This is a genomic window from Terribium retamae (assembly GCF_022347545.1).
Classification (GTDB): Bacteria; Pseudomonadota; Alphaproteobacteria; order Rhizobiales; family Rhizobiaceae; genus Mesorhizobium; species Mesorhizobium retamae.
Genome location: NZ_JAKREW010000016.1, coordinates 88,064 through 114,699, shown reverse-complemented (window position 1 = coordinate 114,699; position 26,636 = coordinate 88,064). Strand labels below are relative to the sequence as shown.

Annotated in this window: 25 protein-coding genes, 1 pseudogene and 1 riboswitch; of the genes and pseudogenes, 19 read left to right on the top strand and 7 right to left on the bottom strand. The window is 61.5% G+C overall.

Annotated features, from left to right (window positions below; genetic code table 11):
- The 4 genes from L4923_RS16920 to L4923_RS16905 all read right to left on the bottom strand — a co-directional run.
- The coding region (locus L4923_RS16920) for a cobaltochelatase subunit CobN (RefSeq protein WP_239367136.1) at positions 1–2,126 on the bottom strand (2,126 nt) is incomplete at its 3' end.
- Between the two features lie 3 nt (positions 2,127–2,129).
- Complete coding sequence (cobW, locus tag L4923_RS16915; protein ID WP_239367135.1) at positions 2,130–3,167, bottom strand: cobalamin biosynthesis protein CobW; 1,038 nt, start codon at positions 3,165–3,167, stop codon at positions 2,130–2,132.
- A complete protein-coding gene (locus L4923_RS16910) occupies positions 3,164–3,595 on the bottom strand; it encodes a DUF1636 family protein (RefSeq protein ID WP_239367133.1) in 432 nt (143 codons plus the stop codon). The genes cobW and L4923_RS16910 overlap by 4 nt, the downstream gene beginning before the upstream one ends.
- A gap of 34 nt (positions 3,596–3,629) precedes the next feature.
- Positions 3,630–3,831, bottom strand: a riboswitch (cobalamin riboswitch).
- 86 nt (positions 3,832–3,917) lie between these two features.
- Complete coding sequence (locus L4923_RS16905; RefSeq protein ID WP_239367132.1) at positions 3,918–4,832, bottom strand: LysR family transcriptional regulator; 915 nt, start codon at positions 4,830–4,832, stop codon at positions 3,918–3,920.
- 108 nt (positions 4,833–4,940) lie between these two features.
- On the opposite strand from L4923_RS16905, the gene L4923_RS16900 reads away from it, so the two are divergent.
- Positions 4,941–5,834, top strand: a complete 894-nt coding sequence (locus L4923_RS16900; RefSeq protein ID WP_239367131.1) for an NmrA family NAD(P)-binding protein — start codon at positions 4,941–4,943, stop codon at positions 5,832–5,834.
- A 70-nt stretch (positions 5,835–5,904) separates the two neighbouring features.
- On the opposite strand, the gene L4923_RS16895 is transcribed toward L4923_RS16900, so the two are convergent.
- Positions 5,905–6,372, bottom strand: a complete 468-nt coding sequence (locus tag L4923_RS16895) for a shikimate kinase (protein ID WP_239367130.1) — start codon at positions 6,370–6,372, stop codon at positions 5,905–5,907.
- 42 nt (positions 6,373–6,414) lie between these two features.
- Positions 6,415–6,840, bottom strand: a complete 426-nt coding sequence (locus L4923_RS16890; protein WP_239367146.1) for a GNAT family N-acetyltransferase — start codon at positions 6,838–6,840, stop codon at positions 6,415–6,417.
- A gap of 209 nt (positions 6,841–7,049) precedes the next feature.
- On the opposite strand from L4923_RS16890, the gene L4923_RS16885 reads away from it, so the two are divergent.
- On the top strand, positions 7,050–7,913 hold the full coding sequence (locus tag L4923_RS16885; protein ID WP_239367129.1) for an alpha/beta fold hydrolase: 864 nt from the start codon (positions 7,050–7,052) through the stop codon (positions 7,911–7,913).
- Positions 7,914–7,959: 46 nt separating this feature from the next.
- On the opposite strand, the gene L4923_RS16880 is transcribed toward L4923_RS16885, so the two are convergent.
- On the bottom strand, positions 7,960–9,174 hold the full coding sequence (locus L4923_RS16880; RefSeq protein ID WP_239367127.1) for a winged helix-turn-helix domain-containing protein: 1,215 nt from the start codon (positions 9,172–9,174) through the stop codon (positions 7,960–7,962).
- Positions 9,175–9,504: 330 nt separating this feature from the next.
- Between L4923_RS16880 and L4923_RS16875 the strand changes: the two genes are divergently transcribed.
- The 17 genes and pseudogenes from L4923_RS16875 (at position 9,505) to L4923_RS16795 (ending at position 26,636) form a co-directional block, all read left to right on the top strand.
- Positions 9,505–9,870, top strand: coding sequence for an NADH-quinone oxidoreductase subunit A (locus L4923_RS16875; protein WP_239367125.1), 366 nt, complete (start codon positions 9,505–9,507; stop codon positions 9,868–9,870).
- Positions 9,861–10,442, top strand: a complete 582-nt coding sequence (locus L4923_RS16870; protein WP_239367123.1) for a NuoB/complex I 20 kDa subunit family protein — start codon at positions 9,861–9,863, stop codon at positions 10,440–10,442. Before L4923_RS16875 ends, L4923_RS16870 begins: the two co-directional genes overlap by 10 nt.
- 6 nt (positions 10,443–10,448) lie before the next feature.
- On the top strand, positions 10,449–11,051 hold the full coding sequence (locus tag L4923_RS16865) for an NADH-quinone oxidoreductase subunit C (protein WP_239367121.1): 603 nt from the start codon (positions 10,449–10,451) through the stop codon (positions 11,049–11,051).
- 95 nt (positions 11,052–11,146) lie between these two features.
- Positions 11,147–11,472, top strand: a pseudogene (locus L4923_RS16860) (four helix bundle protein).
- 66 nt (positions 11,473–11,538) lie between these two features.
- Positions 11,539–12,729, top strand: coding sequence for an NADH-quinone oxidoreductase subunit D (locus L4923_RS16855; protein WP_239367119.1), 1,191 nt, complete (start codon positions 11,539–11,541; stop codon positions 12,727–12,729).
- Positions 12,730–13,950 (top strand): NADH-quinone oxidoreductase subunit E, encoded by a 1,221-nt coding sequence (locus tag L4923_RS16850; RefSeq protein WP_239367118.1) that lies wholly within the window; start codon positions 12,730–12,732, stop codon positions 13,948–13,950.
- Positions 13,951–13,960: 10 nt separating this feature from the next.
- The gene (gene nuoF / locus L4923_RS16845; RefSeq protein WP_239367116.1) at positions 13,961–15,265 is read left to right on the top strand and encodes an NADH-quinone oxidoreductase subunit NuoF; all 1,305 of its coding nucleotides are present in this window, start codon (positions 13,961–13,963) and stop codon (positions 15,263–15,265) included.
- A gap of 94 nt (positions 15,266–15,359) precedes the next feature.
- Positions 15,360–16,082, top strand: a complete 723-nt coding sequence (locus tag L4923_RS16840) for an NADH-quinone oxidoreductase subunit E (protein WP_239367115.1) — start codon at positions 15,360–15,362, stop codon at positions 16,080–16,082.
- Between the two features lie 97 nt (positions 16,083–16,179).
- Positions 16,180–18,258, top strand: coding sequence for an NADH-quinone oxidoreductase subunit NuoG (nuoG, locus tag L4923_RS16835; RefSeq protein ID WP_239367114.1), 2,079 nt, complete (start codon positions 16,180–16,182; stop codon positions 18,256–18,258).
- Positions 18,259–18,261: 3 nt separating this feature from the next.
- The gene (gene nuoH, locus L4923_RS16830) at positions 18,262–19,305 is read left to right on the top strand and encodes an NADH-quinone oxidoreductase subunit NuoH (RefSeq protein WP_239367113.1); all 1,044 of its coding nucleotides are present in this window, start codon (positions 18,262–18,264) and stop codon (positions 19,303–19,305) included.
- Positions 19,305–19,796: an NADH-quinone oxidoreductase subunit NuoI gene (gene nuoI / locus L4923_RS16825; protein ID WP_239367112.1), complete on the top strand. Its 492-nt coding sequence runs from the start codon at positions 19,305–19,307 to the stop codon at positions 19,794–19,796. Before nuoH ends, nuoI begins: the two co-directional genes overlap by 1 nt.
- A gap of 130 nt (positions 19,797–19,926) precedes the next feature.
- Complete coding sequence (locus L4923_RS16820; protein ID WP_239367111.1) at positions 19,927–20,547, top strand: NADH-quinone oxidoreductase subunit J; 621 nt, start codon at positions 19,927–19,929, stop codon at positions 20,545–20,547.
- Between the two features lies 1 nt (position 20,548).
- Complete coding sequence (gene nuoK, locus L4923_RS16815; protein WP_054308100.1) at positions 20,549–20,857, top strand: NADH-quinone oxidoreductase subunit NuoK; 309 nt, start codon at positions 20,549–20,551, stop codon at positions 20,855–20,857.
- 11 nt (positions 20,858–20,868) lie between these two features.
- Positions 20,869–22,860: an NADH-quinone oxidoreductase subunit L gene (nuoL, locus tag L4923_RS16810; RefSeq protein WP_239367144.1), complete on the top strand. Its 1,992-nt coding sequence runs from the start codon at positions 20,869–20,871 to the stop codon at positions 22,858–22,860.
- Positions 22,860–24,365: an NADH-quinone oxidoreductase subunit M gene (locus tag L4923_RS16805; protein WP_239367109.1), complete on the top strand. Its 1,506-nt coding sequence runs from the start codon at positions 22,860–22,862 to the stop codon at positions 24,363–24,365. Before nuoL ends, L4923_RS16805 begins: the two co-directional genes overlap by 1 nt.
- 10 nt (positions 24,366–24,375) lie before the next feature.
- Positions 24,376–25,812, top strand: coding sequence for an NADH-quinone oxidoreductase subunit NuoN (gene nuoN / locus L4923_RS16800; RefSeq protein ID WP_239367107.1), 1,437 nt, complete (start codon positions 24,376–24,378; stop codon positions 25,810–25,812).
- Positions 25,812–26,636, top strand: a complete 825-nt coding sequence (locus L4923_RS16795) for a biotin--[acetyl-CoA-carboxylase] ligase (RefSeq protein WP_239367105.1) — start codon at positions 25,812–25,814, stop codon at positions 26,634–26,636. The genes nuoN and L4923_RS16795 overlap by 1 nt, the downstream gene beginning before the upstream one ends.

The window sequence follows — 26,636 nt, the reverse complement described above, 5'->3', positions numbered from 1 at the left end:
GTTATGTGGCGGCCTTCGAGAGCTGCAAGCAGCGCCGCTTTTTCATTGGCCGCGCTCTGCAGCCGCAGCGGATCGGCTTCGCCATCCGGGACACGGCCATAGACGTGCAAGCCGTCCTTGACCGCGAAATCCTTGAGATCGCACAGCCATGCGTCGATGCGGCGCAACGCTTCGTCGGGTGCGTCGGTTCTGGCGACACCGGCCTCCGAGGCAAGGCCGGTTTTAGCAGCGGTTTCGACGATCAGTTTCGCCAGCCGGTCGCGCCGGCGACGGTCGAGCCCGTCGGCCTGGGCATATTCATCCACCAGCCGCTCAAGCTCCTGCTGGTGATCGTCCAAACCGGCGCCGGTCAATGGGGGCGGCAGATGACCGAGCGTGACCGCCGCGATGCGACGCTTGGCCTGCGCCGCTTCACCGGGATTGGAGACGATAAAAGGATAGATCACCGGCAGTCCGCCGGTGACGATTTCGGGAAAACAGTTCTGGCCGAGGGCTACCGTTTTGCCGGGCAACCACTCCAGCGTGCCATGCGCGCCGACATGGAGGATTGCATGCACGCCGAGCGTTTTTTGCAGCCACAGACCAAAGGCGACCAATTCGTGGCGCGGAGGCAGTGTCGGATCGTGATAGTCGGCACGGCGGTCGGCCGAACGGCCGCGGTCCGGCGCGAGAGCGACGGTGATATTGCCAAACGTCGCGGCGCGGAAGGGAAACGGGCGTGATGCGGCTTCGCCCCATGCATCGAGCACTCTCTGGCGGGCGTCGACAGGCAAGTATTCGAAAAGTGAGGCATAGTCATCTGCCGCAAGATGCTCGCCGCTCTGCTCCAGGAGATCGAGCAGCACGCGCGGGGATTCAGGAATCTTCTCAACCGTGTAACCGGCGTCCCTAAGGTCGCGCAGCATGGCGAGGACCGAGGAGGGCACGTCGAGACCGACGGCGTAACCGGTGCGGCCCGGCGCACTCGGGTAGTCGGGAATGAGGAAGACGAGGCGTCGCTCGGCGGGAACTGCCTGCTGAAGCCGGATATATGCAGCGATGCGGTCGGCGACACGCTCGACGCGATCGGGTTCCGACCGGTTGGCGAAGGCGCGGAAAGCGAGTGCCGTATCCGCTTCCAGTTCGGCCTTGAAGGAAATCGCGCCGGCCAGGATGCGGCCATCCAGCTCCGGCAGCACGACATGCATGGCAAGATCGGCTGGCGCGAGGCCGCGCAGGTTGTTTTCCCATGCGTCTCGGCGTGTGGTGGCTACGATGACCTGGAATACCGGAACGCCAGCGCGGTCGAACAACGTCTCGGCACCGGGTTCTGCGCCGGAGGCGAATGCTGTGGCAGTTAATATGGCCGCCGGTTTTAGCATCGCGAATGCGTTTTCAACGAAATCGAGAGCGCTTTTGTCCTTTAGGCTGGGCACAAAGATCGGCACTGCCGTGATGTTGCGCGCTTCCAGCGTGTCGACCAAGGCATCAATCGGAGCTGCATCAGCCGCGAGCAGCATGGAGCGATAGAACAGGATCGGGACAATGGGCGTGCTGTTCTGTGTGAGCAGGGAAGCCAGATCCTCTACCACACCCACGCCGGGTCGATAAAAGCCTGCCTTGGGCACTTCAACCGGCTGCGCCGCAGGGACGATCCGGCCGCAAAGTCCGGCCAAGCGTCCTACGAGCGCCGTCATATTGGCAGGTCCACCCTGACGGAAGTAGGCCAGCAAAGCATCAAGTTCGCCGCTCGGCAGGGTGGACGCTTCGATGAGGCGTGGATCTTCGTCGTGGGATTCGCCGGGCAGCAGCGCCAATTTGATGCCCCTGGCGCGGGCTGTCGCCGCAAGCTGGTCGCAGCCGTATCGCCACCAGTCGTAGCCGCCCAGGATACGCACCAGGATCACCTTGGCGTGCTGCGCGACGCTGTCGATCCAAAGATCGACGGACATTGGATGGCGCAGGTCACGCAACGCCGCCAGCCGCATCGAGGGCAGGTTGCAGGCGTCCGCCTGCCAGGCGGTCGCCAGCCCGGCCAGATCGCTGTCGGTGAAAGACAACGCCACCATCTCCGCCGGCTGCTGGCGCAGGTCGACCGGCTCGGCGATATCGTCGAGCGAGGCGGAGGTGGTGGTCAGGATATGCAAGGTTTATCCCACCAGGATTTTCTCGATGGCTGGACGGTCGAGGCCCTTCAGCCCGATCACCACCAGCCGCGAGCGGCGGTCGTCTTCAGCTGCCCAGGCACGATCATAATAGTGGTTCACGCGGGGTCCAACCGCCTGCAGCAGAAGCCGCATCGGCTTGGCATCCACCTCGACGAAACCCTTCACGCGCAGCACGTTTTCCTTGTCCGCAGCTTCCGCGACACGGCGGGCCAGATCTTCCGGATTGGCGACGGAAGGGATGTCGACGACGAAAGTGTCGAAGTCGTCATGCTCATGGTCGCCCATCCCATCGTGATGGCTCTTGCGGTTTTCAATGTCGTCCTCGACGGCGAGACCGAGCCCGAGCAGCACCGACGGATCGACCTTGCCCTGAGCGGTGGGCACCACCTTGACGGCGCGCGCAACATGCTCGCTGAGCACCGCATTGGCACGCGCTGCGCCGGCTTCGTCCAGGAGGTCGTTCTTGGAGAGGATGATCAGGTCGGCACAGGCGACCTGATCCTCGAACACCTCCTCGACCGGGTCGTCATGGTCGAGCGAGTCGTCTGCCGCGCGCTGAGCAGCGAGCGCGTCCATATCCCAGGCGACACGACCTTCGGCAAGGGCCGGGCCATCAACCACGGCGACGACGCCGTCGACGGTGACGCGATTCTTCACCGTCGGCCATTGGAAGGCCTGCACGAGCGGTTTCGGCAAAGCGAGGCCGGAGGTTTCGATCAGGATGTGGTCGACCTTTGGCGTGCGCGCGAGGATCTGGTCGAGGGCTGGGACGAAGTCGTCGGCGACCGTGCAGCAGATGCAGCCATTGGCGAGTTCGACGATGTTCTCCTCCGGGCAGGTATCGACGCCGCAGCCTTTGAGGATCTCGCCGTCGACACCGACATCGCCGAATTCGTTGACGATGAGCGCCAGCCGCTTGCCCTTCGCATTTTCGAGGATGTTGCGGATCAGCGTCGTCTTGCCGGCACCGAGAAATCCGGTGACGACGGTGCAAGGCACACGGGAAACGGAAGCGGTCATGTCTGGTCCTTCAGGATCGCGAGGGGAGGGATGCGCGCGACAAGTCCGCGCTTGAGGGAATCGGGACGCCCGCGCCATGGGATGAGGCCGTCCTGCGATGTTGCGAAGAGTTCCGCTCCGGTGACGAGGTCGGAACCCGAGTCGGTGGTCAGATCACCGAAGACATAACTCCAGCAGCCGTCGCGCAGCAGCGCTGCCGAAAGCCGGCGCTTGCAGTTGCCTAGGCACTCAACAGTGCGGATTTCAGTGATTTGGCTGTGTCGGGCAGCGGCGCGGGTGGCTTCCGCCAAGAGCGTGCCGGCGCGAGGGTGAGCGTCCGAGCCGTTCTCGTCCCGGCAGGATGAACACACGATGATCGTGACCGGTGCGCTCTGCGCGTCCGTTGCCGCATCTCTCGTCTCAGCCGAAAAACTGCCGTTGCGATCCAAATCAGGCTCCTTGCCCGGGACACCCGCCAGGCGTTGGGATTCTCGTCGGACGGCAGGTCTCCTGGCTCGCGGGTCGGTGCCTTGGTGCCGCCTTCCCGGGAAACCCAGTGGCTATCGGCCTTGGCTCGCCGCTCACAGTTGCGGGGACAGCCGCGGAATTAAGGCTGTCGCCTTGCACCGCATTCCCTCTTCGCTCCTCCCGGTGAAGGGAGGAGACCGTCTTTGCCGGATTTAGGCTTGGGCTGGTCTCGCTGTCAACGCGCGGTTACGGCGGATAACGTCGCATGCGTGTTGGTGCGTGGCCGGGATGTGGATTTCGGCATCAAATTGCTATGCAGTCCCGATTGCGTTGTTCCATGTGCAGGTTGGCTGCCAGGAAATCGATGAAAAGCCGGGTCTTGGCGAGTGGTAGCCGGGCTGCCGGCCAGATGATGTGGACCGGTATTGCCGGCTGTTCAAAAGCCTCGAGGATCACCTCGACCCTGCCGCTGTCGACGAGATCCTGGATTTGCCAGAGCGGCACGCGGCCGATGCCGAGACCGACGGCGACCGCCGCATGGCTGGCTGCGGCATTATCGAGATGCAATCGTCCGCCCACCTTGACCGTCAAAGGCTTGCCACCGTCCTGGAACTGCCAGGCGCCGGCGTCGCGATCGGTATTGCGGAAGATGCATTGATGTTCGGTCAGTTCCCGGGGGTGATGGGGCCTTCCATGTCTGACGAAATAGGATGGAGCCCCGAAGACGACCCGACGCATGGCGCCGACCCGGCGCGCCTTCAAATCCGAATCCGGCAGTTCACCGATGCGAATCGCGAGGTCGAGACCTTCCTGGACGAGATCGACAAAGCGATTCGACAGGCTGAACTCGACCTCCACTTTGGGATGCGTCTCCATGAAACGTGCAACGATGGGGATCAGATATCTTGGTCCCAACAGCTCCGGTCCGCCGATCTTGAGCAGACCGGCAGGCTCTGCCCTGCGATTGCCCGCTTCGGCTTTGGCCTCGGCAATTTCCAGCAGCGCCGGTTTCACACGGCGGTAGAAATCATACCCCGCGTCGGTTGGCTGCGCCTTATGCGTCGTGCGGCGCACGAGTTCGACACCGACGCTCTTTTCAAGAGCCGCCAGCGACCGGCTGACCGCCTGGAGGGAACGGCCAAGATGCCGGGCTGCGGCTGAGAGATTTCCGCGTTCGACGATTGCCAGGAACGCTTCGACATCACCAAACCGATCCATCGTGGTTCTCCGGTTTTCGAGAGACGGTATCACGGACGGACCGTCTACCAATCAAGATACGAGAGACCGATTTCTCGGGCATCTGGTTCGAACATGGAAGGAAAAACGATGCCAAATCCGAACGGAAAAACTGTGCTCGTGGTCGGCGCCTCCGGACGCAGCGGTGGGTATGTCGCGACCGAGCTTGCCCGGCGTCGCATCACTGTGCGGGCACTGGTGCGCAACGAGACCGCTGCGCAAGCGGCGCGGGCAAACGGCGCATCGGAAATCGCCAGCGGCGACTTGCGCGATGCCGCAAGCCTCGACGATGCGCTCAAGGGCGTTCACGGGGTGTACCATGTCGGCCCGCCTTTCGTGGCGGACGAATCCGCACTCGGCGTCGCCATGGTGGATGCAGCGAAACGGGCGAGGATTGGCAAGTTCGTGTTTTCGTCGGTCATCCACCCCGCCAATGGACTTGCCAATCACGCCAGCAAACTGCCGGTGGAGGAGGCGCTGCTGCGCTCTGGACTCGACTACACCATCCTTTATCCCGCAACCCTGTTCCAGAACATCGCGCCAGCCTGGCCGGCTGTTGTCCAGAGCGGCATGTTCGCCGAGCCCTTTTCGAACACCGTCAGGTTGGCACGTGTCGATTATCGCGATGTCGCCGAAGTTGCCGCCGAGGCTTTGACGGGCGACCGGCTCGCGTATGGCTCCTTCGAGCTTGCCGCCGACGGCATGCACAACCGCATCGAGATCGCGGCCGTGATGAGTGCCGTGCTCGGGCGGCCGATCGCGCCAGTGGAACTTGGTTTCGAGGAGTGGGTGGCCGTCGCCAAGCCGCCCTTTGAGGGCGAAGCGTTGCAGCAGCTGGCGCGTGTGTTCGAATCCTATTCGACCTTTGGTTCGGCCGGCAACAGCCTGACCCTGCGCGCTATTCTCGGGCGCGAGCCGCGCTCGTTGCACGGGTATTTGAAGGAGCTTGCTGCCGCAAACCCAGGTCGAGTGGCGCTGATGTAAACTGAGCCGTTTATTCCCTCGTCGAGTCCTGCAGTAGGCGGCGTGACGATCCGGCTAGGCTTATGCGCGGTCACGAGGCCAACAGGAGGATCCGGTCGACCGTTGCTTCGACCGGACCGCTCGAATCGATCTCATAGTCAGCGGACTGTCGAAGCAGCGGCTCGATCAACTCGGTCAGTTCGGCGATCTTGCGGCGCTCTTCCTCGACCCGACCGTAGCCTCCCGATGTCCGTGTCGTTACCCGTTGCATGATCTTATCGATCGGCACCGAGAGCAGCACGACGGTGTCGATCAGCGGAAAAAGTTCTTCCATATTTTCGGCACAGCCACTGATGAAGAGCATGCTTTCACGCGGCTCGGAAAGCAGCATTCGGACCTTGTCCACCTGCCATACCCAGTCCTTTCCGTCACCAGGTGTCAGCGTGTCAGCGGGGGCTGCATCGACCCAGTGCGACCATTCCGGGGTATCGAGATCGTAAGCCGTGCAACCGCGCGCTGCCAGTTCGCGGATCGTGGCCGATTTTCCGGTTCCGGACATGCCGGTTATCAATACGCGTTTCATATACGCCTGGTGGATCGGTCAGAGGGCGAGCGTAAGGCGTTTGCACATATAGACAGTAACGCCTCCCATATACGGTTCGCGTTCGGTGATGACATAGCCCAGGCGTTCATAGAGCGCGATGTTGGCTTCAAACGCGGCATTGGTCAGCAGGCGTGTTTCATAGCGGCCGGCGCGCTGTGCCATCTGCTCGGCATGATGCAGCAGTGTTTTGCCCACCCCCTTGCCTTGTTGAGCCGGCAACACGCAGACATTTTCGATCCAGAGATGGTCTTGTTCCAGTGATGTCTCGATCAAGCCGACGACCTCAGCACCCAGAGAAAGCAGCGTGAACTGATGTTTTCGCAGGGCCTGATCATAATCTGCCTTCATCGGGCTCGGTTCGCGCCCGATCACCGGAACCCATTTCGAGTAGGCAGCGTGCACGATGTCGCGAACCAACGCCACGTCGGCGATGGTCGCGGTTCGGAACTGTGCGGCGGGCTCATGAGGCATCAAACGGTCTTTCGGCCAGGATGGCGAGTGGGGTGCCACTGGCTCACATTGGCCGCAAGCCGCCAGAAGAAAATTTTGCCTGGCCATGTCGGAATGCGAAAAGTTGCTTCGTCTTATGGTCAGCGTTACCGAAACGCCTGAACCAACCAACGGAGAACCTGATGTTCCGCGCATTGTTAGTTGCCGCTACCGTGTTTCTCGCCAGCCCGGCGTTTGCTGGATCCGAATCCGCGGGCGACCGCGTCGAGGTCAACGGCATGAAGATGTATTACGAGGTGTCGGGCGAAGGCGAGCCGCTGGTCGTTCTGCATGGCGCCTATATGAATATTCCTTCGATGGGCGAGATCATCCCGACGCTGGCCAAGACCCACAAGGTCTATGCTTTGGAGTTCCAAGGCCATGGCCGCACAACCGATGTCGACCGGCCGATCACCTATCCCAACCTCGCCGACGATGTCGCCGGTTTCATGGACAAGGTAGGCCTGAAGAAGGCAGATGTGTTCGGCTATTCGATGGGTGCTGCCGCCGGCCTGCAACTTGCTATCCGGCATCCGGAAAAGGTCAACAAGCTGGTTGCTGCTTCCGTGGCCTATGACGCCAAGGGATGGCAGCCCGAATTCACCGCCTTCATCCCGCAGATGAATGTCGAGATGTTCGTCAACATGCCCTTTGCCGCGGAATACAAGAAGCTCGCCGCCAATCCCGACGGTTTTCCGGCACTCGTGGCCAAGCTGATCCAGCTCGAGAAGGAGCCGATGGCCTGGGAGGCCGATGTGAAGGCATTGAAGACACCTATGCTGATTATCAGCGGCGACGCAGACGTGGCGACGCTTGAACATTCCGTAGCGCTGTTCCGACTGCTTGGCGGCGGCGCGATGGGCGACATGGGCAAGCCGCTCGCCGCTTCGCGCCTTGCCATCATGCCGGCCACTTCACACACGGCGGTCATCACCCAGCCGGCGCTGCTCTCCGCCTTCATGGAGCCTTTCCTGAAGGGCGAAACACCCAAGGGCATGTTCCAGTAAGCGGCGGAGCCTGGGCGAGGGAGGCGCCATCGGCGCCTCTTTTTGCTCAAGCGGCTTTGGCTGCAACGGCCACGTCAGCCAGCGCAGGGCCGAGATCGCCCGCCGGTGTGATCTCGATACGCTCGAGTCCGAGCCAGCCCTTCATCAATTTCAGTTCCTCGAACAATTCGGCCGCAGTTTCCGGCGGCGCGCTCGGCTCGGCATAAGCGGCATGCACGCGCAGTACGTCGGCTGGTCGATCGGCCTTCAGGTCGACGCGCGCCACGATTTTCTCGTCATAGAGGAACGGCAGAACATAATAGCCGTACTGCCTTTTCTCGGCTGGCGTGTAGATCTCGATGCGATAACGGAAATCGAACAGGTTCTCGGCGCGGCTGCGCTCGAAGACCAGCGGGTCGAAAGGAGCGAGCAGGGCGCGGGCTTCGACCTTGCGTGGCTGGCGGGCGTCCTTGTGCAGATAGGCCGGCTTGTCCCAACCTTCGATGCGGACGGGGATGAGCTCTCCGTCTTCGACCAATTCCTCGAGCCGCCCCTTGGTGTCGTGTGGCGCGAGCCGGAAATAGTCGCGCAGACAGGAATAGGTAGCCACCCCATGCGCGCGCGCCGACATGCGCAAGAGTTCCCGATGCGCATCCTCGGGCGAGGGGACCGGCATGTCGCGGACAGCTTGCGGCAGTACACGTTCCGGCAGATCGTAGAGGCGCTCGAAGCCGCGGCGCGAATGGGTGGTGATACGACCGGCCCAGAACAACCATTCGAAAGCGTGCTTGGCAGCACTCCATCCCCACCAGCCGCCATTGCCCTTGTGGCCCTCGATTTCGGAAGCAGCGATAGGCCCGCGTGCTTCGACCTCGCGGTAGATCTCCTCGATCAGGGACGTGTTCTGGCAGCCCCATTTGGCGAGGCCGAGATACATTTCCTCACCACGGCCGGCGCGTTCCATGCGCCAGCGCATCAGGGGATACGTATCGAGCGGAAGCAGCGAGGCCTCATGCGCCCAGTATTCGAACAGCAGCCGCTTGCGGCCTGGCGCCATGGCGTCGTCGAGCAGGGACATCGGGTAGGAGCCGAGACGCGAATAGAGCGGCATATAATGTGCGCGTACCACCGCACTGACGGAATCAATCTGCAAAAGTCCGGTGCGTGAAAGAACACGGCTGAGGTGACGACGGTCGGGTGTGCCAACTGGTCGCGGGTCGGCGAAGCCCTGCGCTGCAAGTGCAATGCGGCGGGCAGTTTTCAGCGAGATCCTGTCTTTCATCCTGACGACATTTTGACTGTTGGAGCAAGCCGGCGCAGCCGGCGATTCCGCACATGCTAGCAGGGTTTGGCGGCCAATCCTGTCAGGAGAGAAAAGTGGAGTAAAAAATGAAGGAAATCAAATAGGAGCTGATCGGACCAGTTTTGCTGGAAGAGGCGTCCGCAGTCGCATTTTGGACAAGGTTTGACTTGCTTCGCCGAATGCGCTGCGCTAACCGTCGCCGCATTGCAGCATGGGCCCGTAAACAGGTCCGGCGGTTGAACCCACATGCTTCCGCCCTAGGGTCTTGTGCTGTATCAGGTGGATCAGCCACCAACGGAAAGTCGCAGCATGAACGCACTCCTCAGTTCGTATCTGCCCATCGTTCTCTTCATCGGTGTGGCGCTCGTCGTCGGCCTTGCCCTTATCGTGGCGCCGTTCCTGGTCGCCTACCGCAATCCGGATCCGGAAAAGCTGTCGGCCTATGAGTGCGGTTTCAACTCCTTCGACGATGCCCGCATGAAATTCGACATCCGCTTCTATCTGGTGTCGATCCTCTTCATCATCTTCGATCTGGAAGTGGCCTTCCTGTTCCCGTGGGCGGTTTCGTTCAGCGAGATCGGCATGCTCGGCTTCTGGTCGATGATGGTGTTCCTCGCCGTGCTGACCATCGGCTTCGCCTATGAATGGAAAAAAGGAGCGCTGGAATGGGATTGAACGACAATTCCGGCACGCTCGTCGCGCCAAAGCCGAAAGGCATTCTCGATCCGAAGACCGGCAAGCCGGTCGGTTCGGACGATTCCTTCTTCATGGACATCAACAACGAGCTTGCCGACAAGGGCTTCCTTGTCACCTCGAGCGAGGCGTTGATCACCTGGGCGCGCACCGGCTCGCTGATGTATATGACGTTCGGGTTGGCCTGCTGCGCAGTCGAGATGATCCACAGCGCCATGCCACGCTACGACAGCGAGCGCTTCGGCATCGCGCCGCGCGCGTCACCGCGCCAGTCGGACGTGATGATCGTCGCCGGTACGCTGACCAACAAGATGGCGCCTGCGTTGCGGAAGGTCTACGACCAGATGCCCGAGCCGCGCTACGTCATCTCGATGGGCTCCTGCGCCAATGGCGGCGGCTACTACCACTATTCCTATTCGGTGGTCCGCGGTTGCGATCGCGTCGTGCCGGTAGACATTTATGTGCCGGGTTGCCCGCCGACTGCTGAAGCACTGCTCTACGGACTGCTTCTTCTGCAGAAGAAGATACGCCGTACCGGCACGATCGAACGGTGAGCGATCATGAGTGAAGCTCTCAACGACCTTGCAGCCCATATCAAGGACAAGCTCGGCGCCACGGTGGTCGACAGCGTCCTCGCCTATGGCGAGCTGACTATCCTGGTCAACGCCGCAGACGTCGTGAAGGCGGCAACCTTCCTGCGCGATGACGCCAAGTGCCAGTTCGTTTCGATCATCGACGTCTCCGGTGCCGACTATCCCTCGCGGGCGTTGCGCTTCGATGTGGTCTACCACCTGCTGTCGCCGAAGCAGAACCTGCGTATCCGGCTCAAGACTCATGCCGATGAGGAAACGGTGGTTCCGTCCGTCACCGCCGTCTGGCCTGGTGCCGACTGGTTCGAGCGCGAGACATACGATCTTTATGGTGTGCTGTTCTCCGACCATCCGGACCTGCGCCGTATCCTGACCGACTACGGTTTCGATGGGCATCCGCTGCGCAAGGACTTCCCGCTCACCGGTTTCGTCGAGGTGCGCTACGACGACGAGGCCAAACGCGTGATCTACGAGCCGGTGGAATTGAAGCAGGAATTCCGCAGTTTTGATTTCCTCTCGCCATGGGAAGGCACGGACTATGTGCTGCCGGGCGATGAAAAGGCGAAGCAATAAAGCAAATAGCGAAATAGCGAGTAGCGAATAGGGAAGAAGGAGGTTGTAGAACGGCTATCAGTTCCTACAGAGATTTGCTCATCTGGAAAGCTGCGATGGAGTTGGCGGTAGCCTGCTACTCCACGACAAAGGCTTTTCCTAGCAGCGAAGTCTATGGGATGACATCGCAGATCAGGCGGTCGGCTGCTTCAATCGCAGCGAATATCGCCGAGGGTCACGGTCGAGAAAGTACCGGTGCGTTCATTCAGTTTCTTCGCGTTGCGCAAGGGTCTCTCAAGGAGTTGGAAACGCACCCATTTTATCGGAACAGGTCGGCCTCTTGACGACCGACGAGCTGTCTTCGTTGCTTCATAAGGCAGAGGATATCGGTAAGATGCTGCGCGCGATGGTCCGGAGCTTGCAACAAAAGATGTCATCATGAAAACACCGCTTCTTCGCTATTCGCTACTCGCTATTCGCTATTCGCTTCATGCCGAAGGCGTTTCCCATGGCTGAGACCTCAGTTCGCAACTTCAATATCAACTTCGGCCCCCAGCACCCGGCCGCCCACGGCGTTCTGCGTCTCGTGCTGGAGTTGGACGGCGAGGTGGTTGATCGCGTCGATCCGCATATCGGCCTGCTGCACCGTGGCACCGAGAAGCTGATCGAGCACAAGACCTATCTGCAGGCTGTGCCCTATCTCGATCGGCTCGACTATTGCGCGCCGATGAACCAGGAGCATGCCTTTGCGCTCGCAGCCGAGAAGCTGCTCGGCATCGAGGTGCCGAAGCGCGGCCAGTTGATCCGCGTGCTCTATTCCGAGATCGGCCGTATCATGTCGCACATCCTCAATGTGACGACGCAGGCCATGGACGTCGGTGCGCTTACACCGCCGCTTTGGGGCTTCATCGAGCGCGAAAAGCTGATGGTGTTCTACGAGCGCGCTTCCGGTTCGCGCATGCACGCAGCCTATTTCCGGCCGGGCGGCGTGCATCAGGATCTGCCGAAGCAGTTGATCGAAGACATCGGCAGGTGGATCGACCCATTCCTGAAGTCGATCGACGATCTCGACGCACTGCTTACTCCCAACCGCATCTTCAAGCAGCGCAACGCCGACATCGGCGTCGTCTCGCTGGCTGATGCCTGGGCCTGGGGCTTTTCGGGCGTGATGGTGCGTGGTTCGGGCGCTGCCTGGGACCTGCGCAAGTCGCAGCCCTATGAATGCTATTCCGAGCTGGAATTCGACATTCCGATCGGCAAGAACGGCGACTGCTACGATCGCTACCTCATCCGCATGGAAGAGATGCGCCAGTCGGCGCGCATCATGCGCCAGTGCGTCGATCTTCTGCTCGGCAAGGAGAGCACCGGCCCGGTTTCGAACATCGACGGGAAGGTGGTGCCGCCGAAGCGCGGCGAGATGAAGCGTTCGATGGAAGCACTCATCCACCACTTCAAGCTCTACACCGAAGGTTATCGTGTGCCGGCCGGCGAGGTCTATGCAGCCGTCGAAGCGCCGAAGGGCGAGTTCGGCGTCTACATGGTCTCCGACGGCACCAACAAGCCTTATCGCTGCAAGCTGCGCGCGCCTGGTTTCGCGCATCTGCAGGCCATGGATTTCCTGTGCCGCGGCCACATGCTGGCCGACGTCACCGCCATCCTCGGCTCCCTCGACATCGTGTTCGGAGAGGTTGACCGCTAAATGTCAGTCCGTCGTCTCGCAGATGCAAGCGTCCAGCCAGCTTCCTTTGCCTTCAACAAGGCGAATGCGGCGTCGGCAAAGAAGTGGATCGCCAAATATCCGAAGGGTCGCGAACAGTCGGCCATCATCCCGCTCCTGATGCTGGCGCAGGAACAGGAGGGCTGGGTCACCAAGGCTGCGATCGAGTCGATCTGCGAGATGCTGGGCATGCCCTACATCCGCGGGCTGGAAGTCGCGACCTTCTACACGCAGTACCAGTTGAAGCCGGTCGGTACCCGCGCCCATATCCAGGTGTGCGGCACCACGCCCTGCATGCTGCGCGGCTCTGAAGAACTGATGGATGTCTGCCGTTCCAAGATCCATCACGACCAGTTCCACACCAACGAAGCCGGTACGCTTTCGTGGGAAGAGGTCGAGTGCCTCGGCGCCTGCGTGAACGCGCCGATGGTCATGATCTTCAAGGATACCTATGAGGATCTGACGCCGGAGCGACTGGCGGAGATCATCGATGATTTCGAAGCCGGCAAGGGGCATTCGGTGCCGGTCGGTCCGCAGAATGGTCGTCATTTCTCGGCGCCGGTGAGCGGCTTCACTGCGTTGGCCGATGAGAAGGCGATCCTGAAGGCTACGCGCGACAAGGCGACCAAGGCCGCCGCGCGAACCACCAAAGAGCCGCCTGCCATTGCTGCCGAGCCGGCCAAGGTTGCGGTCGTGCCACCGTCCAATGCCGCGAAGCCGAAAACCAACGCCATCGAAACCAGCCCGGCTGTGAAGACGCCGTCCAAGGTCAAGGCTGCTCCGGCTGCCGAAAAGGCTGTCAGCGTCAAGGCGCCGAAGGCAACGGCCGCAGCCAAACCGGTTCCAGCTCCGGCTACCACCCCCGCCGCACCGAAGAAGGCGCCGGCGAAGAAGGAAGCCGCATCCGCTAAGCCGTCGCTCGACGACAAGAACCGGCCGAAGGGTATCTCCAAGCCGGCGGCTGTCGATGATCTCAAACTCATCTCCGGCGTCGGCCCCAAGATCGAAGCCACCCTGCATGAACTCGGTATCTTTACCTATGCCCAGGTGGCGTCGTGGAAGAAAGCCGAGCGTGAGTGGGTTGACGGCTATCTTTCCTTCCATGGCCGCATCGAGCGCGAGGACTGGGTGAAGCAGGCCAAGGCGCTCGCGAAGGGTGGAATCCAGGAATACATCCGCGTTTTCGGCAAGAAGCCGGTCTGAGGGACGAAAAATGCTTCAGGACAAGGACCGCATCTTCACCAATATCTACGGCCACTTCGACCAGTCGCTGGCCGGCGCCATGGCGCGCGGGCAGTGGGATGGCACCAAGGCCATCATCGACAAGGGCCGGGACTGGATCATCAACGAGATGAAAGCTTCCGGCCTGCGTGGTCGCGGCGGTGCCGGCTTCCCCACTGGTCTCAAGTGGTCGTTCATGCCCAAGCAGAGCGACGGCCGTCCGAGCTATCTTGTCGTCAATGCGGACGAATCCGAGCCGGGGACCTGCAAGGATCGCGATATCCTGCGCCACGATCCTCACACATTGGTTGAGGGTTGCCTGCTTGCCGGTTTTGCCATGGGGGCCGTTGCCGCCTACATCTATGTGCGTGGCGAGTTCATCCGTGAGCGCGAAGCTTTGCAGCGGGCCATTGACGAGGCCTATGAGGCCAAGCTGATCGGCAAGGGCAACAAGAACGGCTACGATTTCGACGTCTACGTCCATCACGGCGCCGGCGCGTATATCTGCGGCGAAGAAACCGCGCTGCTGGAAAGCCTCGAAGGCAAGAAGGGCCAGCCGCGCCTGAAGCCGCCATTCCCGGCCAATGTCGGTCTCTATGGCTGTCCGACCACGGTCAATAACGTCGAGTCGATCGCTGTCGCTCCGACTATTTTGCGCCGTGGCGCGGCCTGGTTCTCATCGATCGGCCGCCCGAACAATGTCGGCACCAAGCTGTTCATGCTGGTCGGCCACGTCAACACGCCTTGCACGGTGGAAGAGGCGATGGGCATCACCTTCCGTGAACTCGTCGAGAAGCACGGCGGCGGTGTACGCGGCGGCTGGGACAATCTGCTTGCCGTCATTCCAGGCGGCGCCTCGTGCCCGGTCATCAAGGGACCGGATATTCTCGACGCGCCCATGGATTTCGACGGCATGCGCGAGCTGAAGTCGTCCTTCGGTACAGCGGCTGTCATCATCATGGACAAGTCGACCGATATCGTGAAGGCGATCGCCCGGCTTTCCTACTTCTTCAAGCACGAGAGCTGCGGCCAGTGCACGCCGTGCCGCGAAGGCACCGGCTGGATGTGGCGCGTGATGGAACGGCTGGTACGGGGCGAAGCGCAGAAGCGCGAGATCGACATGCTGCTCGACGTCACGAAGCAGATCGAAGGTCACACGATCTGCGCGCTGGGCGACGCGGCGGCTTGGCCGATCCAAGGCCTGATCCGCAACTTCCGTCCCGAGATCGAGCGCCGTATCGACGAGTTTACCCGCAACGCACACCGGGCCGAACCAGTGCTGGTGGCGGCAGAGTAAGTAGAACCAAGAAGCGAAAGCCGGGGTAAACCCGGATTTCAAGGAAACGGCTGAAAGCAGGGCATCAGGAACGAAACGGCTTAGGAGCGAGCCAATGTCGATGTTTCCCATACCCGACGCAGTGCCTGACAGGAACGAATTCGAGAAGATGACCCAGGATCTGACCAGGATGATGCCGCAGGAGATGACCAATGCCGTCAACCTGTTCGCGCACCCGGTCGCCGGCGCCGCCGCGTTTTCCGCGCTTGGCTTCGGGCTGGCCAGCCACGCCTTCGGCGTCTGGGTCGGCGCGCTGACCGGCGCTGCCGAAATGTCGCAACGTCTGATGCAGCCGGTTCTGGATGACTTCCCAGGTTCCACGAAGAGCTTCGCCGGTCATGACGGGGCGTCGGCCGCCAAGGCTCCGGCGGCACGAGCGCGCGCTGCCACGACGAAACTCATTGCCGAGATGCAGTCCGCCACGGATAAAGTGAGCGAGCCGGCTGTCGAGACGATCGAAGAAGCTCAGGTCGCAGAAGCTGTCGCGATTGAGAAGCCGGCCACCGCCGTCGTGGCTGATCCAATGCCGGAAGACTTCAGCAAGCCGGCCACTCTCGAAAAGCCTGCGAATCCAGACGATCTGAAGGTGATCACCGGCGTCGGCCCGAAGCTCGAGAAGGTCCTCAACGATCTTGGCATCTGGAGCTACGCGCAGATCGCGGCGTGGACACCGGCGGAGGTTGCCTGGGTCGACGACTATCTCGGTTTCAAGGGCCGCGTCGAGCGTGATGGCTGGTTGAAACAAGCGGCGGCCCTGGCCGCCAATACGGGCAACTGAGCGAAGGAAAGGCGACGGCGATGCAGGTCCACGACACGCGCGATGTGTTCGCCGTTCGCAACGTATACGAAGCGGCTCAGGCCGCCAGGAGCAATTGATGGCAAAGCTCAAGGTCGACGGGAAAGAGATCGAGGTACCCGACCACTACACGCTGCTGCAGGCGGCGGAAGCGGCGGGCGCGGAAGTGCCGCGTTTCTGCTTCCACGAGCGGCTGTCGATCGCCGGCAATTGCCGCATGTGTCTGGTCGAAGTGAAGGGCGGACCGCCCAAGCCGCAGGCTTCCTGCGCCATGGGCGTGCGCGATCTGCGTCCGGGCCCGAACGGCGAGCCGCCGGAAATGCTGACCAATTCGCCTATGGTCAAGAAGGCGCGCGAAGGCGTGATGGAGTTCCTGCTCATCAACCATCCGCTCGATTGCCCGATCTGCGATCAGGGCGGCGAGTGCGACCTGCAGGACCAGGCGATGGCCTTCGGCGTCGATTCCTCGCGCTTCCACGAGAACAAGCGTGCGGTCGAAGACAAGTATATCGGTCCGCTGGTGAAGACGGTGATGAACCGTTGCATCCACTGCACGCGTTGCGTCCGCTTCACCACCGAAGTCGCCGGTATCTCCGAACTCGGCCTGATCGGCCGTGGCGAAGACGCCGAGATCACCACCTATCTCGAACAGGCGATGACGTCGGAACTGCAGGGCAATGTGGTCGATCTGTGCCCGGTTGGCGCGCTGACCTCGAAACCTTTCGCTTTCACGGCGCGTCCGTGGGAACTGACCAAGACGGAATCGATCGACGTCATGGACGCGGTCGGCTCGGCGATCCGCGTCGACTCCAGAGGCCGCGAAGTCATGCGCATCCTGCCGCGCGTGAATGAGGCGGTGAACGAGGAGTGGATCTCCGACAAGACCCGCTACATCTGGGATGGCCTGCGCACGCAGCGCCTCGACCGGCCGTATGTACGCAAGAACGGCAAGCTGGCTCCGGCCACATGGGCCGAAGCCTTCGAAGCCGTGAAGGGCGCAGTCGCCCAGGCGGCACCTGAGAAGATCGGTGCCATCGCCGGCGATCTCGCTGCCGTCGAGGAAATGTATGCGCTGAAGCTGCTCACGCAGTCACTCGGCTCGGCCAGCATCGACTGCCGTCAGGATGGCGCAGCACTCGATCCATCATTCGGCCGCGCCAGCTATATCTTCAATCCGACCATCGAAGGCATCGAACAGGTTGATGCCGTGCTGATCGTCGGCGCCAATCCGCGCTTCGAGGCATCGGTGCTCAACGCCCGTATCCGCAAGCGCTGGCGCGTCGGTGATCTGCCGGTCGCCGTCATCGGCGAAGTGGGCGACACCCGTTACGACTATGAGACGCTCGGCGCCGGCCCCGACACGCTGAAGGATCTCGCGGACGGGAATGGAAAATTCTTCCAGACACTGACGAAGGCCGAACATCCGCTCATCATCGTTGGCCAGGGCGCGCTGTCGCGTGCGGACGGCGCTGCGGTGCTCGGCCTTGTCGCCAAGCTTGCTCAGGCGGTTGGCGCGGTGAAGGACGGTTGGAACGGCTTCGCGGTATTGCATACCGCGGCTGCCCGTGTCGGCGGCCTCGACATCGGCTTCGTGCCGGGTGAGGGCGGCAAGGACACTGCCGGTATCCTGAGCGACAGCGAAGTGCTGTTCCTGCTCGGTGCCGACGAACTCGACATGACCAAGGCTTCCGGCTTCGTCGTCTATATCGGTACGCATGGCGATGCCGGTGCGCACCGCGCCGACGTCATCCTGCCGGCTGCTGCCTACACTGAAAAGTCGGGCACCTATGTCAACACCGAGGGCCGCGTGCAGCAGACCAACCGTGCCGGCTTCGCGCCTGGCGATGCCCGCGAAGATTGGGCGATCCTGCGTGCGCTGTCGGATGTGCTGGGCAAGAAGCTGCCCTTCGATTCACTGGCGCAACTGCGGCAGAAGCTCTATGGCGAGCACCCGCATCTTGCCCGTATCGACCAGATCGCTGCCGGCGATGCCGGTGACGTCGCCAGGGCAGCGAAGCTTGCTGGGCGCCTCACCAAGGCTGCCTTCACCTCGGCGGTGGTGGATTTCTATATGACGAACCCGATTGCGCGCGCTTCCGCGGTGATGGCCGAATGTTCGGCGCTCGCGAAGAACGGCTTCAGGCAGGCAGCGGAATAAACCATGGACAGCTTCTTTTCCTTTTACGTGCTGCCAGCGCTGATCATACTGCTGAAGTCGTTCGCGCTGATCGTACCGCTGCTCGTCATCATCGCTTTTCTGCTCTATGCCGACCGCAAGGTCTGGGCGGCAGTGCAATTGCGGCGCGGCCCGAACGTGGTTGGTCCCTTCGGCCTGCTGCAATCCTTCGCCGATCTGCTGAAATTCGTTTTCAAGGAGCCGGTCATTCCATCCGGCGCCAACAAGGGTGTGTTCCTGCTCGCTCCGCTGGTTTCTGCCGTGCTGGCGATCTCGGCCTGGGCCGTCATCCCGGTCAACGCCGGCTGGGCCATCGCCAACATCAATGTCGGCATCCTCTATGTCTTCGCCATCTCTTCGCTGGAGGTCTATGGCGTGATCATGGGCGGCTGGGCGTCGAACTCGAAATATCCGTTCCTTGGCGCGCTGCGCTCCGCAGCGCAGATGGTGTCCTATGAGGTCTCGATCGGCTTCGTCATCGTCACCGTGCTGCTTTGCGTCGGTTCGCTGAACCTCACCGACATCGTGCTGTCGCAGCAGGACGGCCTGGGTACCAAGCTCGGTATGCCCAACACGTTCCTCGACTGGCACTGGCTCAGCCTGTTCCCGATGTTCATCATCTTCTTCATCTCGGCACTGGCCGAGACGAACAGGCCTCCCTTCGATCTGGTCGAAGCCGAATCCGAGCTCGTCGCCGGTCACATGGTCGAATATTCGTCGACGCCGTTCCTGCTGTTCTTCCTCGGGGAATATGTGGCGATCGTGCTGATGTGCGCGCTCTGCACCATCCTGTTCCTCGGTGGATGGCTGCCGCCGTTCGACTTCGCACCCTTTACCTGGGTGCCGGGTGTGATCTGGTTCGTGCTCAAGGTCTGCCTGGTCTTCTTCTTCTTCTCCATAGTGAAGGCATTTGTGCCGCGTTACCGCTATGACCAGCTGATGCGGCTGGGCTGGAAGGTGTTCCTGCCGATCTCGCTGTTCATGGTCGTTGCGACCGCGGCATTCCTCAAGATTACGGGATGGGCATGATGGGCGCTCTCGCTCAAGCCGCCAAGGCGTTGCTGCTGAAGGACTTCGTAGGTGCTTTCTTCCTTTCGATGCGGCAGTTCTTCGCGCCGAAGGAGACGATCAACTATCCCTACGAGAAGGGGCCGCTCAGCCCGCGCTTCCGCGGCGAACATGCGTTGCGCCGTTATCCGAATGGCGAGGAGCGCTGCATTGCCTGCAAGCTGTGCGAAGCGATCTGTCCGGCGCAGGCTATCACCATCGAGGCCGGCCCGCGCCGCAACGACGGCACTCGCCGCACCGTGCGTTACGACATTGACATGGTGAAATGCATCTATTGCGGCTTCTGCCAGGAAGCGTGCCCGGTGGACGCCATCGTCGAAGGTCCGAATTTCGAATTCGCGACGGAGACGCGCGAAGAACTCTACTACGACAAGGACAAGCTGCTTGCCAACGGCGACCGTTGGGAACGCGAGCTGGCGCGCAACATCGCTTTGGATGCGCCTTATCGTTGAGTTTTGAAAAGTGGACGCGCCGCAACGGCTCGTCTAAGGACAACGCGGTTTCGCGACCGGAGGCGGGGCGAAATCGAACGGAATGGGGCAGGGCGTCAGCCAGGCCCAATTGGAACCCGGGGGAACCCCTATGCTGAACGGACTAGAGGCGGCTTTCTTCTACCTCTTCGCCTTTATCGCTGTGGCGTCGGCCTTCATGGTCATCTCGTCACGCAATCCCGTGCATTCGGTGCTTTTCCTCATCCTGACCTTCTTCAATGCGGCCGGATTGTTCCTGCTTACCGGTGCCGAGTTCCTGGCGATGATCCTGCTGGTCGTCTATGTCGGCGCGGTCATGGTGCTGTTCCTGTTCGTTGTGATGATGCTTGATGTCGACTTTGCGGAGCTGAAGAGCGGCGCTCTGCAATATGCGCCGATCGGTGCACTGGTCGGGCTGATCCTGGCTGCCGAGCTGATCATCGTGCTGGGCGGCTATACCTTTGCGCCACAGCTCGCCACGACGGTGGCTCAGAAGACGCCTGACATCGCCACCCGCACCAATACGGCGGCGCTCGGGGACATCCTCTATACGGACTATCTCTATTACTTCCAGATCGCGGGCCTTGTGTTGTTGGTCGCCATGATCGGCGCGATCGTGCTGACGCTGCGGCACAAGCCGGGCGTCAAGCGCCAGTCGATTGCCGAGCAGGTTGGCCGTACGCCGGCGACGGCCATCGAAATCAAGAAAGTCGAGACGGGGAAGGGCATCTGAGATGACCGTCGGCATCGCACATTACCTCACGCTTTCGGCGATCCTGTTCACGCTCGGCGTGTTCGGCATCTTCCTGAACCGCAAGAACGTCATCGTCATCCTGATGTCGGTGGAACTGATCCTGCTTGCGGTGAACATCAATTTCGTCGCCTTCTCGGCGGCGCTGGGCGATCTCGTCGGCCAGGTCTTCGCGCTGTTCGTATTGACGGTGGCGGCGGCTGAAGCGGCGATCGGTCTTGCCATCCTGGTCGTCTTCTTCCGCAACCGCGGTTCGATCGCGGTCGAAGACGTGAACATGATGAAGGGTTGAGCGAAGTTATCATGTATCAGGCAATCGTCTTTCTCCCTCTCATCGGCTTCCTGATCGTCGGGTTGTTCGGCAATTCGCTGGGCGCCAAGGCATCAGAATACATCACCTCGGGTTTCCTGGTGATTGCGGCGGCCCTGTCCTGGGTGGCCTTCTTCACGGTCGCGCTTGGCTCCGGTGAAGCCTTCACAGTGCCGGTTTTGCGCTGGATTCAGTCGGGCGCAGTCGATGCCTCATGGGCGCTGCGCATCGACACACTGACCGCCGTCATGCTGGTGGTGGTGAACACCGTCTCGGCCTTGGTGCACATCTACTCGATCGGCTATATGCACCACGATCCCAACCGGCCGCGTTTCTTCGCCTACCTCTCGCTGTTCACCTTCGCCATGCTGATGCTGGTGACATCGGACAACCTGATCCAGATGTTCTTCGGCTGGGAAGGCGTCGGTCTGGCGTCCTACCTGCTGATCGGTTTCTGGTACAAGAAACCATCGGCCAACGCCGCCGCCATCAAGGCGTTCGTCGTCAACCGTGTCGGCGACTTCGGCTTCGCCCTCGGCATTTTCGGCGTTTACATGCTGTTCGGCTCGGTCAACCTGTCGACGATCTTCGCCAATGCGGCTTCCTTCGCGCCGGCCGGCCATGATGCCGCCGCCACGGCGACCGCACATGGAGAGACCGTGCTGACCTTCCTCGGCTATGCCCTGGACAACGGGGCTGCGCTCACGGTCGTCTGCCTGCTCCTGTTCATGGGTGCCATGGGCAAGTCGGCGCAGGTGCCGCTGCACACCTGGTTGCCGGACGCCATGGAAGGTCCGACGCCGGTTTCGGCCCTGATCCACGCCGCGACCATGGTAACCGCGGGCGTGTTCATGCTGGCGCGCCTGTCGCCGCTGTTCGAGCTGTCGCATACGGCACTGACCGTGGTGACCTTCATCGGCGCCATCACCGCCTTCTTCGCGGCCACCGTCGGTCTGGTCCAGAACGACATCAAGCGGGTGATCGCTTATTCGACCTGCTCGCAGCTCGGCTACATGTTCGTGGCACTCGGCGTTGGCGCTTACGGCGCGGCGATCTTCCACCTGTTCACGCACGCCTTCTTCAAGGCGCTGCTGTTCCTGGGCTCGGGTTCGGTCATCCATGCGATGTCGGACGAGCAGGACATGCGTAACATGGGCGGTATCCGCAAGCTGATCCCCACCACTTACTGGATGATGGTGATCGGCACGCTGGCGCTGACCGGCGTCGGCATCCCCGCAACGGTCATCGGTACCGCGGGCTTCTTCTCGAAGGACGCCATCATCGAAAGCGCTTTCGTCGGCCACAACTCGGTTGCGATCTTCGCTTTCACGCTGCTGGTCATCGCCGCCTGCTTCACCTCGTTCTATTCCTGGCGCCTGATCTTCATGACCTTCCATGGCAAGCCGCGCGCCAGCCACGACGTGATGCACCATGTGCATGAATCGCCGCCGGTGATGCTGGTGCCGTTGTTCATCCTGGCCGTCGGCGCGATCGCTGCGGGTTTCCTGTTCCATGATTACTTCATTGGCGAAGCCTATGCCGAATTCTGGAAGGGCTCGCTGTTCACGCTGCCGGACAACCACATCCTGCACGACATGCATGGTGTGCCTATGTGGGTGAAGCTGGCGCCGTTCGTCGCCATGGTGGTCGGCTTCCTGGTTTCGTGGAAGTTCTACATCTCCTCGCCGCAGATCCCGGTGACGCTGGCTCAACGCCATCGCGGGCTCTACGCCTTCCTGCTCAACAAGTGGTACTTCGACGAGTTGTACGACTTCCTGTTCGTACGGCCCGCCAAGCGGCTCGGTTACTTCCTATGGAAGAAGGGCGACGGTGCCGTCATCGACGGGATCGGACCTGATGGCGTTTCGGCCCGCGTGGTCGACGTCACCAATCGGGTCGTGAAGCTGCAGACCGGCTATCTCTATCACTATGCCTTCGCCATGCTGATCGGTGTGGCGGCACTCGTCACCTGGATGATGCTCTGATGACCGACTGGCCAATTCTCTCCACGGTCACCTTCCTGCCGCTCGTCGGCGCGTTGCTGATCCTGTTCATTCGCGACGACAGCGATGCAGGACGCCGCAATGTGCGCGCGATCGCGCTGTGGACGACCATCATCACCTTTTTGGTGTCGCTGCCGATCTGGATTGACTTCGACAATGCCAATCCCGGCTTCCAGTTCGTGGAAAAGACGTCCTGGCTGGACAGCGGCATTTCCTACCATATGGGCGTGGACGGCATCTCGATGCTGTTCGTCATCCTGACGACCTTCCTGATGCCGCTCTGCATCCTGGCCTCGTGGGGCTCGGTGGAAAAGCGCGTCAAGGAATACATGATTGCGTTCCTGATCCTGGAAACGCTGATGATCGGCGTTTTCTGCGCGCTCGACATCGTGCTTTTCTACGTCTTCTTCGAAGCTGGCCTGATCCCGATGTTCATCATCATCGGTGTCTGGGGCGGCAAGCGGCGCGTCTACGCTTCGTTCAAGTTCTTCCTCTATACGCTGCTCGGCTCGGTGCTGATGCTGCTGGCCATCATGGCGATGTTCTGGCAGGCCGGCACCACCGACATCCCGACGCTGCTGGCGCACGACTTCCCGGCCAACATGCAGACGTGGCTGTGGCTGGCCTTCTTCGCATCTTTCGCGGTGAAGATGCCGATGTGGCCGGTGCACACCTGGTTGCCGGACGCTCACGTCGAGGCACCGACCGCCGGTTCGGTCATCCTGGCCGGTATCCTCCTGAAGATGGGCGGTTACGGCTTCCTGCGATTCTCGCTACCGATGTTCCCGCTGGCTTCTGAATTCTTCGCCCCGATGGTGTTCACGCTTTCGGTGGTGGCCATCATCTACACCTCGCTGGTGGCGCTGATGCAGGAGGATATCAAGAAGCTGATCGCCTATTCGTCGGTCGCCCATATGGGCTTCGTCACCATGGGCATCTTCACGATAAACCAGGAAGGCGTGCAGGGCGCGATATTCCAGATGCTCAGCCACGGCCTGGTGTCGGGTGCGCTGTTCCTGTGCGTTGGCGTCATCTACGATCGCCTGCACACCCGCGAGATCGCGGCCTATGGCGGCCTCGTCAACAACATGCCGAAATACGCCACGGTGTTCCTCATTTTCACCATGGCCAATGTCGGCCTGCCGGGCACCAGTGGTTTCGTCGGCGAGTTCCTGACGATGCTCGGCGCGTTCAAGGTCAACACCTGGGTGGCGTTCTTTGCAGCCACCGGCGTCATCCTGTCGGCTGCGTACGCATTGTGGCTCTATCGCCGCGTCATCTTCGGGGCGCTGACCAAGGATAGCCTGAAAGGCATGCTGGACCTATCGCTGCGCGAGAAGGTGGTGATCTACCCGCTGGTGGTCCTGGTCATCTTCTTCGGCGTCTATCCGGCGCCGGTGTTCGACGCTACGGCCGCTTCGGTCAAATCACTCGTCACCAACGTCACCGCATCCATCGGCTCCGCGCAGACCGCGGCGGCGCACTGAGTAGAGCATCATGACCACGGATCTTATCTCCAGCCTTTCGCTCACCACGCCGGAGCTGATCATCGCCATTGGCGCGCTGGTCCTGCTGATGGTTGGTGCCTATTCGCGCGAAGCTTCGAGCGGAGCCATTACCGGGCTTGCGGTTGCGATCCTGATCGTAGCGGGCGGCTGGATGCTGTTCGTCTCGGGGGAGGGCAATGCGTTCGGCGGCGCCTTCGTCCAGGATGCGTTCGCCCGCTTCATGAAGTTGCTGTCTTTGGTCGGCTCGGCGGTCACGCTGATCATGTCGGTGCGCTTCGCCAAGGCTGAGCGTTTCGACAAGTTCGAGTATCCCGTCCTGATCCTGCTCTGCACGCTTGGCATGATGCTGATGATCTCGGCGGACGGCATGATCGCGCTTTATCTCGGCCTGGAACTGCAATCGCTGGCGATTTATGTTCTGGCCGCCATCAACCGCGACAATGTCCGTTCGACGGAGGCAGGCCTGAAGTATTTCGTGCTCGGTGCGCTGTCGTCCGGCATGCTGCTCTACGGTATCAGCCTGGTATACGGCTACACCGGCAACGTCTCCTTCGACGCGATCGCTTCGTCGCTCGGGCAAGGCGAGCGTCAGCTCGGCTTGGTGTTCGGCCTGGTCTTCGTGCTGGCTGGTCTTGCCTTCAAGATCTCCGCCGTACCGTTCCATATGTGGACGCCTGACGTTTACGAAGGCGCGCCCACCCCGATCACGGCTTTCCTGGCTGCCGCGCCGAAGATGGCGGCGATGGCACTCATCGTGCGCGTTACCATGGGTGCCTTCGAGCCGATCGCCAAGGACTGGCAGCAGATCATCGTCTTCATCTCGATCGCCTCGATGGCGCTGGGTGCCTTCGCTGCGATTGGCCAGACCAATATCAAGCGCCTGATGGCTTATTCCTCGATCGGCCACATGGGCTATGCGTTGGTCGGTCTCGCCGCCAATTCGGAAGCCGGCGTACGCGGCGTCGTCATCTACATGCTGATCTACCTGGTGATGACGCTCGGCACATTCGCGTTCATCCTCGCCATGCGCCGCAACAACGAGAACGTCGAAAAGATCAGCGATCTGGCCGGGCTCTCTTCGACCAATCCGATGATGGCCACCATCCTCACGATCCTGATGTTTTCGCTGGCCGGCATTCCGCCGCTCGCGGGCTTCTGGGGAAAGTGGTACGTGTTCCTCGCCGCCATCAACGCCAATCTCTACGCGCTGGCGATCATCGGTGTGCTGGCTTCGGTGGTGGGCGCGTTCTATTATTTGCGCATCATCAAGATCATGTGGTTCGATGAACCCGTTGGCGCTTTCCAGCCCATGGCCGGTGAACTGCGGCTGGTGCTCGGCGTTTCCGGAGCCTTCGTGCTGTTCTATGTGCTGATCGGTGGTCCGATCAGTACATATGCGCAAGCTGCGGCAAAGACGTTCTTTTGATGGGCTTCACGCTGGCGCCGACTGCGGCTTCCCAGGGCTTTCGCCTCGAAGCGCATGATAGCGTCGGTTCCACCAACGCGCTGGCGCTTGAACGTGCTCGCGCTGGCGATGCCGGCAAGCTCTGGGTCGTTTCCAAGAAGCAGGAGAGCGGACGCGGGCGACGCGGCCGTGTCTGGGCGACGCCTGAGGGCAATCTTGCCGCCACGCTGCTCGTTGTCACCGAAGGCGAGTTGCGTATGGCCGCCACACTCGGCTTCGTGGCCGGGCTTGCGCTGGCAGACGCGCTCGACGCGGTGGTTCCTAAGGGGCGAATTTCAGTCGCGCTTGACGGCGCTTCTGCCGGTCGCAACCGCTTCGAGTTGAAATGGCCGAACGACGTGCTGGCGTCTGGCGCCAAGCTGGCGGGCATTCTGCTGGAATCGACATTGCTCGACGGCAACCGGTTTGCCGTTGCCGTGGGCATCGGCGTCAATGTCGTGGCGCACCCGGAAGACCTGCCGTACCCTGCAACATCGCTGAAAGCACTCGGAGCTACTTGCGATGCGGAGACATTGTTCCTCGCGCTGTCCGATGCCTGGAGCGAAAACGCGCGACTATGGGCTGACGGGCGGGGGCTGACGGCGATCCGCCAGCGCTGGCTCGAGCGGGCAGCAGGGCTTGGCGGAGAGGTTGCGGTCAGGATCGATGGCGATGTGGTGCGTGGCGTCTTCGAGACCATTGACGAAGACTGTCGTTTTGTGATCCGCGAAAGCGGAGGGCGCATGATAACGGTTGCCGCCGGCGACGTGCATTTCGGCGCGGTGGCTTCAGCCGGAGCGCAATAA

What these genes read in the sequence shown, in the direction of transcription:
- cobW (WP_239367135.1), bottom strand. Translation starts at nt 3,167, where the DNA reads ATGACCGCTTCCGTTTCCCGTGTGCCTTGCACCGTCGTCACCGGATTT.
- L4923_RS16905 (WP_239367132.1), bottom strand. Translation starts at nt 4,832, where the DNA reads ATGGATCGGTTTGGTGATGTCGAAGCGTTCCTGGCAATCGTCGAACGC.
- L4923_RS16900 (WP_239367131.1), top strand. Translation starts at nt 4,941, where the DNA reads ATGCCAAATCCGAACGGAAAAACTGTGCTCGTGGTCGGCGCCTCCGGA.
- L4923_RS16895 (WP_239367130.1), bottom strand. Translation starts at nt 6,372, where the DNA reads ATGTCCGGAACCGGAAAATCGGCCACGATCCGCGAACTGGCAGCGCGC.
- L4923_RS16885 (WP_239367129.1), top strand. Translation starts at nt 7,050, where the DNA reads ATGTTCCGCGCATTGTTAGTTGCCGCTACCGTGTTTCTCGCCAGCCCG.
- L4923_RS16880 (WP_239367127.1), bottom strand. Translation starts at nt 9,174, where the DNA reads ATGAAAGACAGGATCTCGCTGAAAACTGCCCGCCGCATTGCACTTGCA.
- L4923_RS16875 (WP_239367125.1), top strand. Translation starts at nt 9,505, where the DNA reads ATGAACGCACTCCTCAGTTCGTATCTGCCCATCGTTCTCTTCATCGGT.
- L4923_RS16870 (WP_239367123.1), top strand. Translation starts at nt 9,861, where the DNA reads ATGGGATTGAACGACAATTCCGGCACGCTCGTCGCGCCAAAGCCGAAA.
- L4923_RS16865 (WP_239367121.1), top strand. Translation starts at nt 10,449, where the DNA reads ATGAGTGAAGCTCTCAACGACCTTGCAGCCCATATCAAGGACAAGCTC.
- L4923_RS16855 (WP_239367119.1), top strand. Translation starts at nt 11,539, where the DNA reads ATGGCTGAGACCTCAGTTCGCAACTTCAATATCAACTTCGGCCCCCAG.
- L4923_RS16850 (WP_239367118.1), top strand. Translation starts at nt 12,730, where the DNA reads ATGTCAGTCCGTCGTCTCGCAGATGCAAGCGTCCAGCCAGCTTCCTTT.
- nuoF (WP_239367116.1), top strand. Translation starts at nt 13,961, where the DNA reads ATGCTTCAGGACAAGGACCGCATCTTCACCAATATCTACGGCCACTTC.
- L4923_RS16840 (WP_239367115.1), top strand. Translation starts at nt 15,360, where the DNA reads ATGTCGATGTTTCCCATACCCGACGCAGTGCCTGACAGGAACGAATTC.
- nuoG (WP_239367114.1), top strand. Translation starts at nt 16,180, where the DNA reads ATGGCAAAGCTCAAGGTCGACGGGAAAGAGATCGAGGTACCCGACCAC.
- nuoH (WP_239367113.1), top strand. Translation starts at nt 18,262, where the DNA reads ATGGACAGCTTCTTTTCCTTTTACGTGCTGCCAGCGCTGATCATACTG.
- nuoI (WP_239367112.1), top strand. Translation starts at nt 19,305, where the DNA reads ATGGGCGCTCTCGCTCAAGCCGCCAAGGCGTTGCTGCTGAAGGACTTC.
- L4923_RS16820 (WP_239367111.1), top strand. Translation starts at nt 19,927, where the DNA reads ATGCTGAACGGACTAGAGGCGGCTTTCTTCTACCTCTTCGCCTTTATC.
- nuoK (WP_054308100.1), top strand. Translation starts at nt 20,549, where the DNA reads ATGACCGTCGGCATCGCACATTACCTCACGCTTTCGGCGATCCTGTTC.
- nuoL (WP_239367144.1), top strand. Translation starts at nt 20,869, where the DNA reads ATGTATCAGGCAATCGTCTTTCTCCCTCTCATCGGCTTCCTGATCGTC.
- L4923_RS16805 (WP_239367109.1), top strand. Translation starts at nt 22,860, where the DNA reads ATGACCGACTGGCCAATTCTCTCCACGGTCACCTTCCTGCCGCTCGTC.
- nuoN (WP_239367107.1), top strand. Translation starts at nt 24,376, where the DNA reads ATGACCACGGATCTTATCTCCAGCCTTTCGCTCACCACGCCGGAGCTG.
- L4923_RS16795 (WP_239367105.1), top strand. Translation starts at nt 25,812, where the DNA reads ATGGGCTTCACGCTGGCGCCGACTGCGGCTTCCCAGGGCTTTCGCCTC.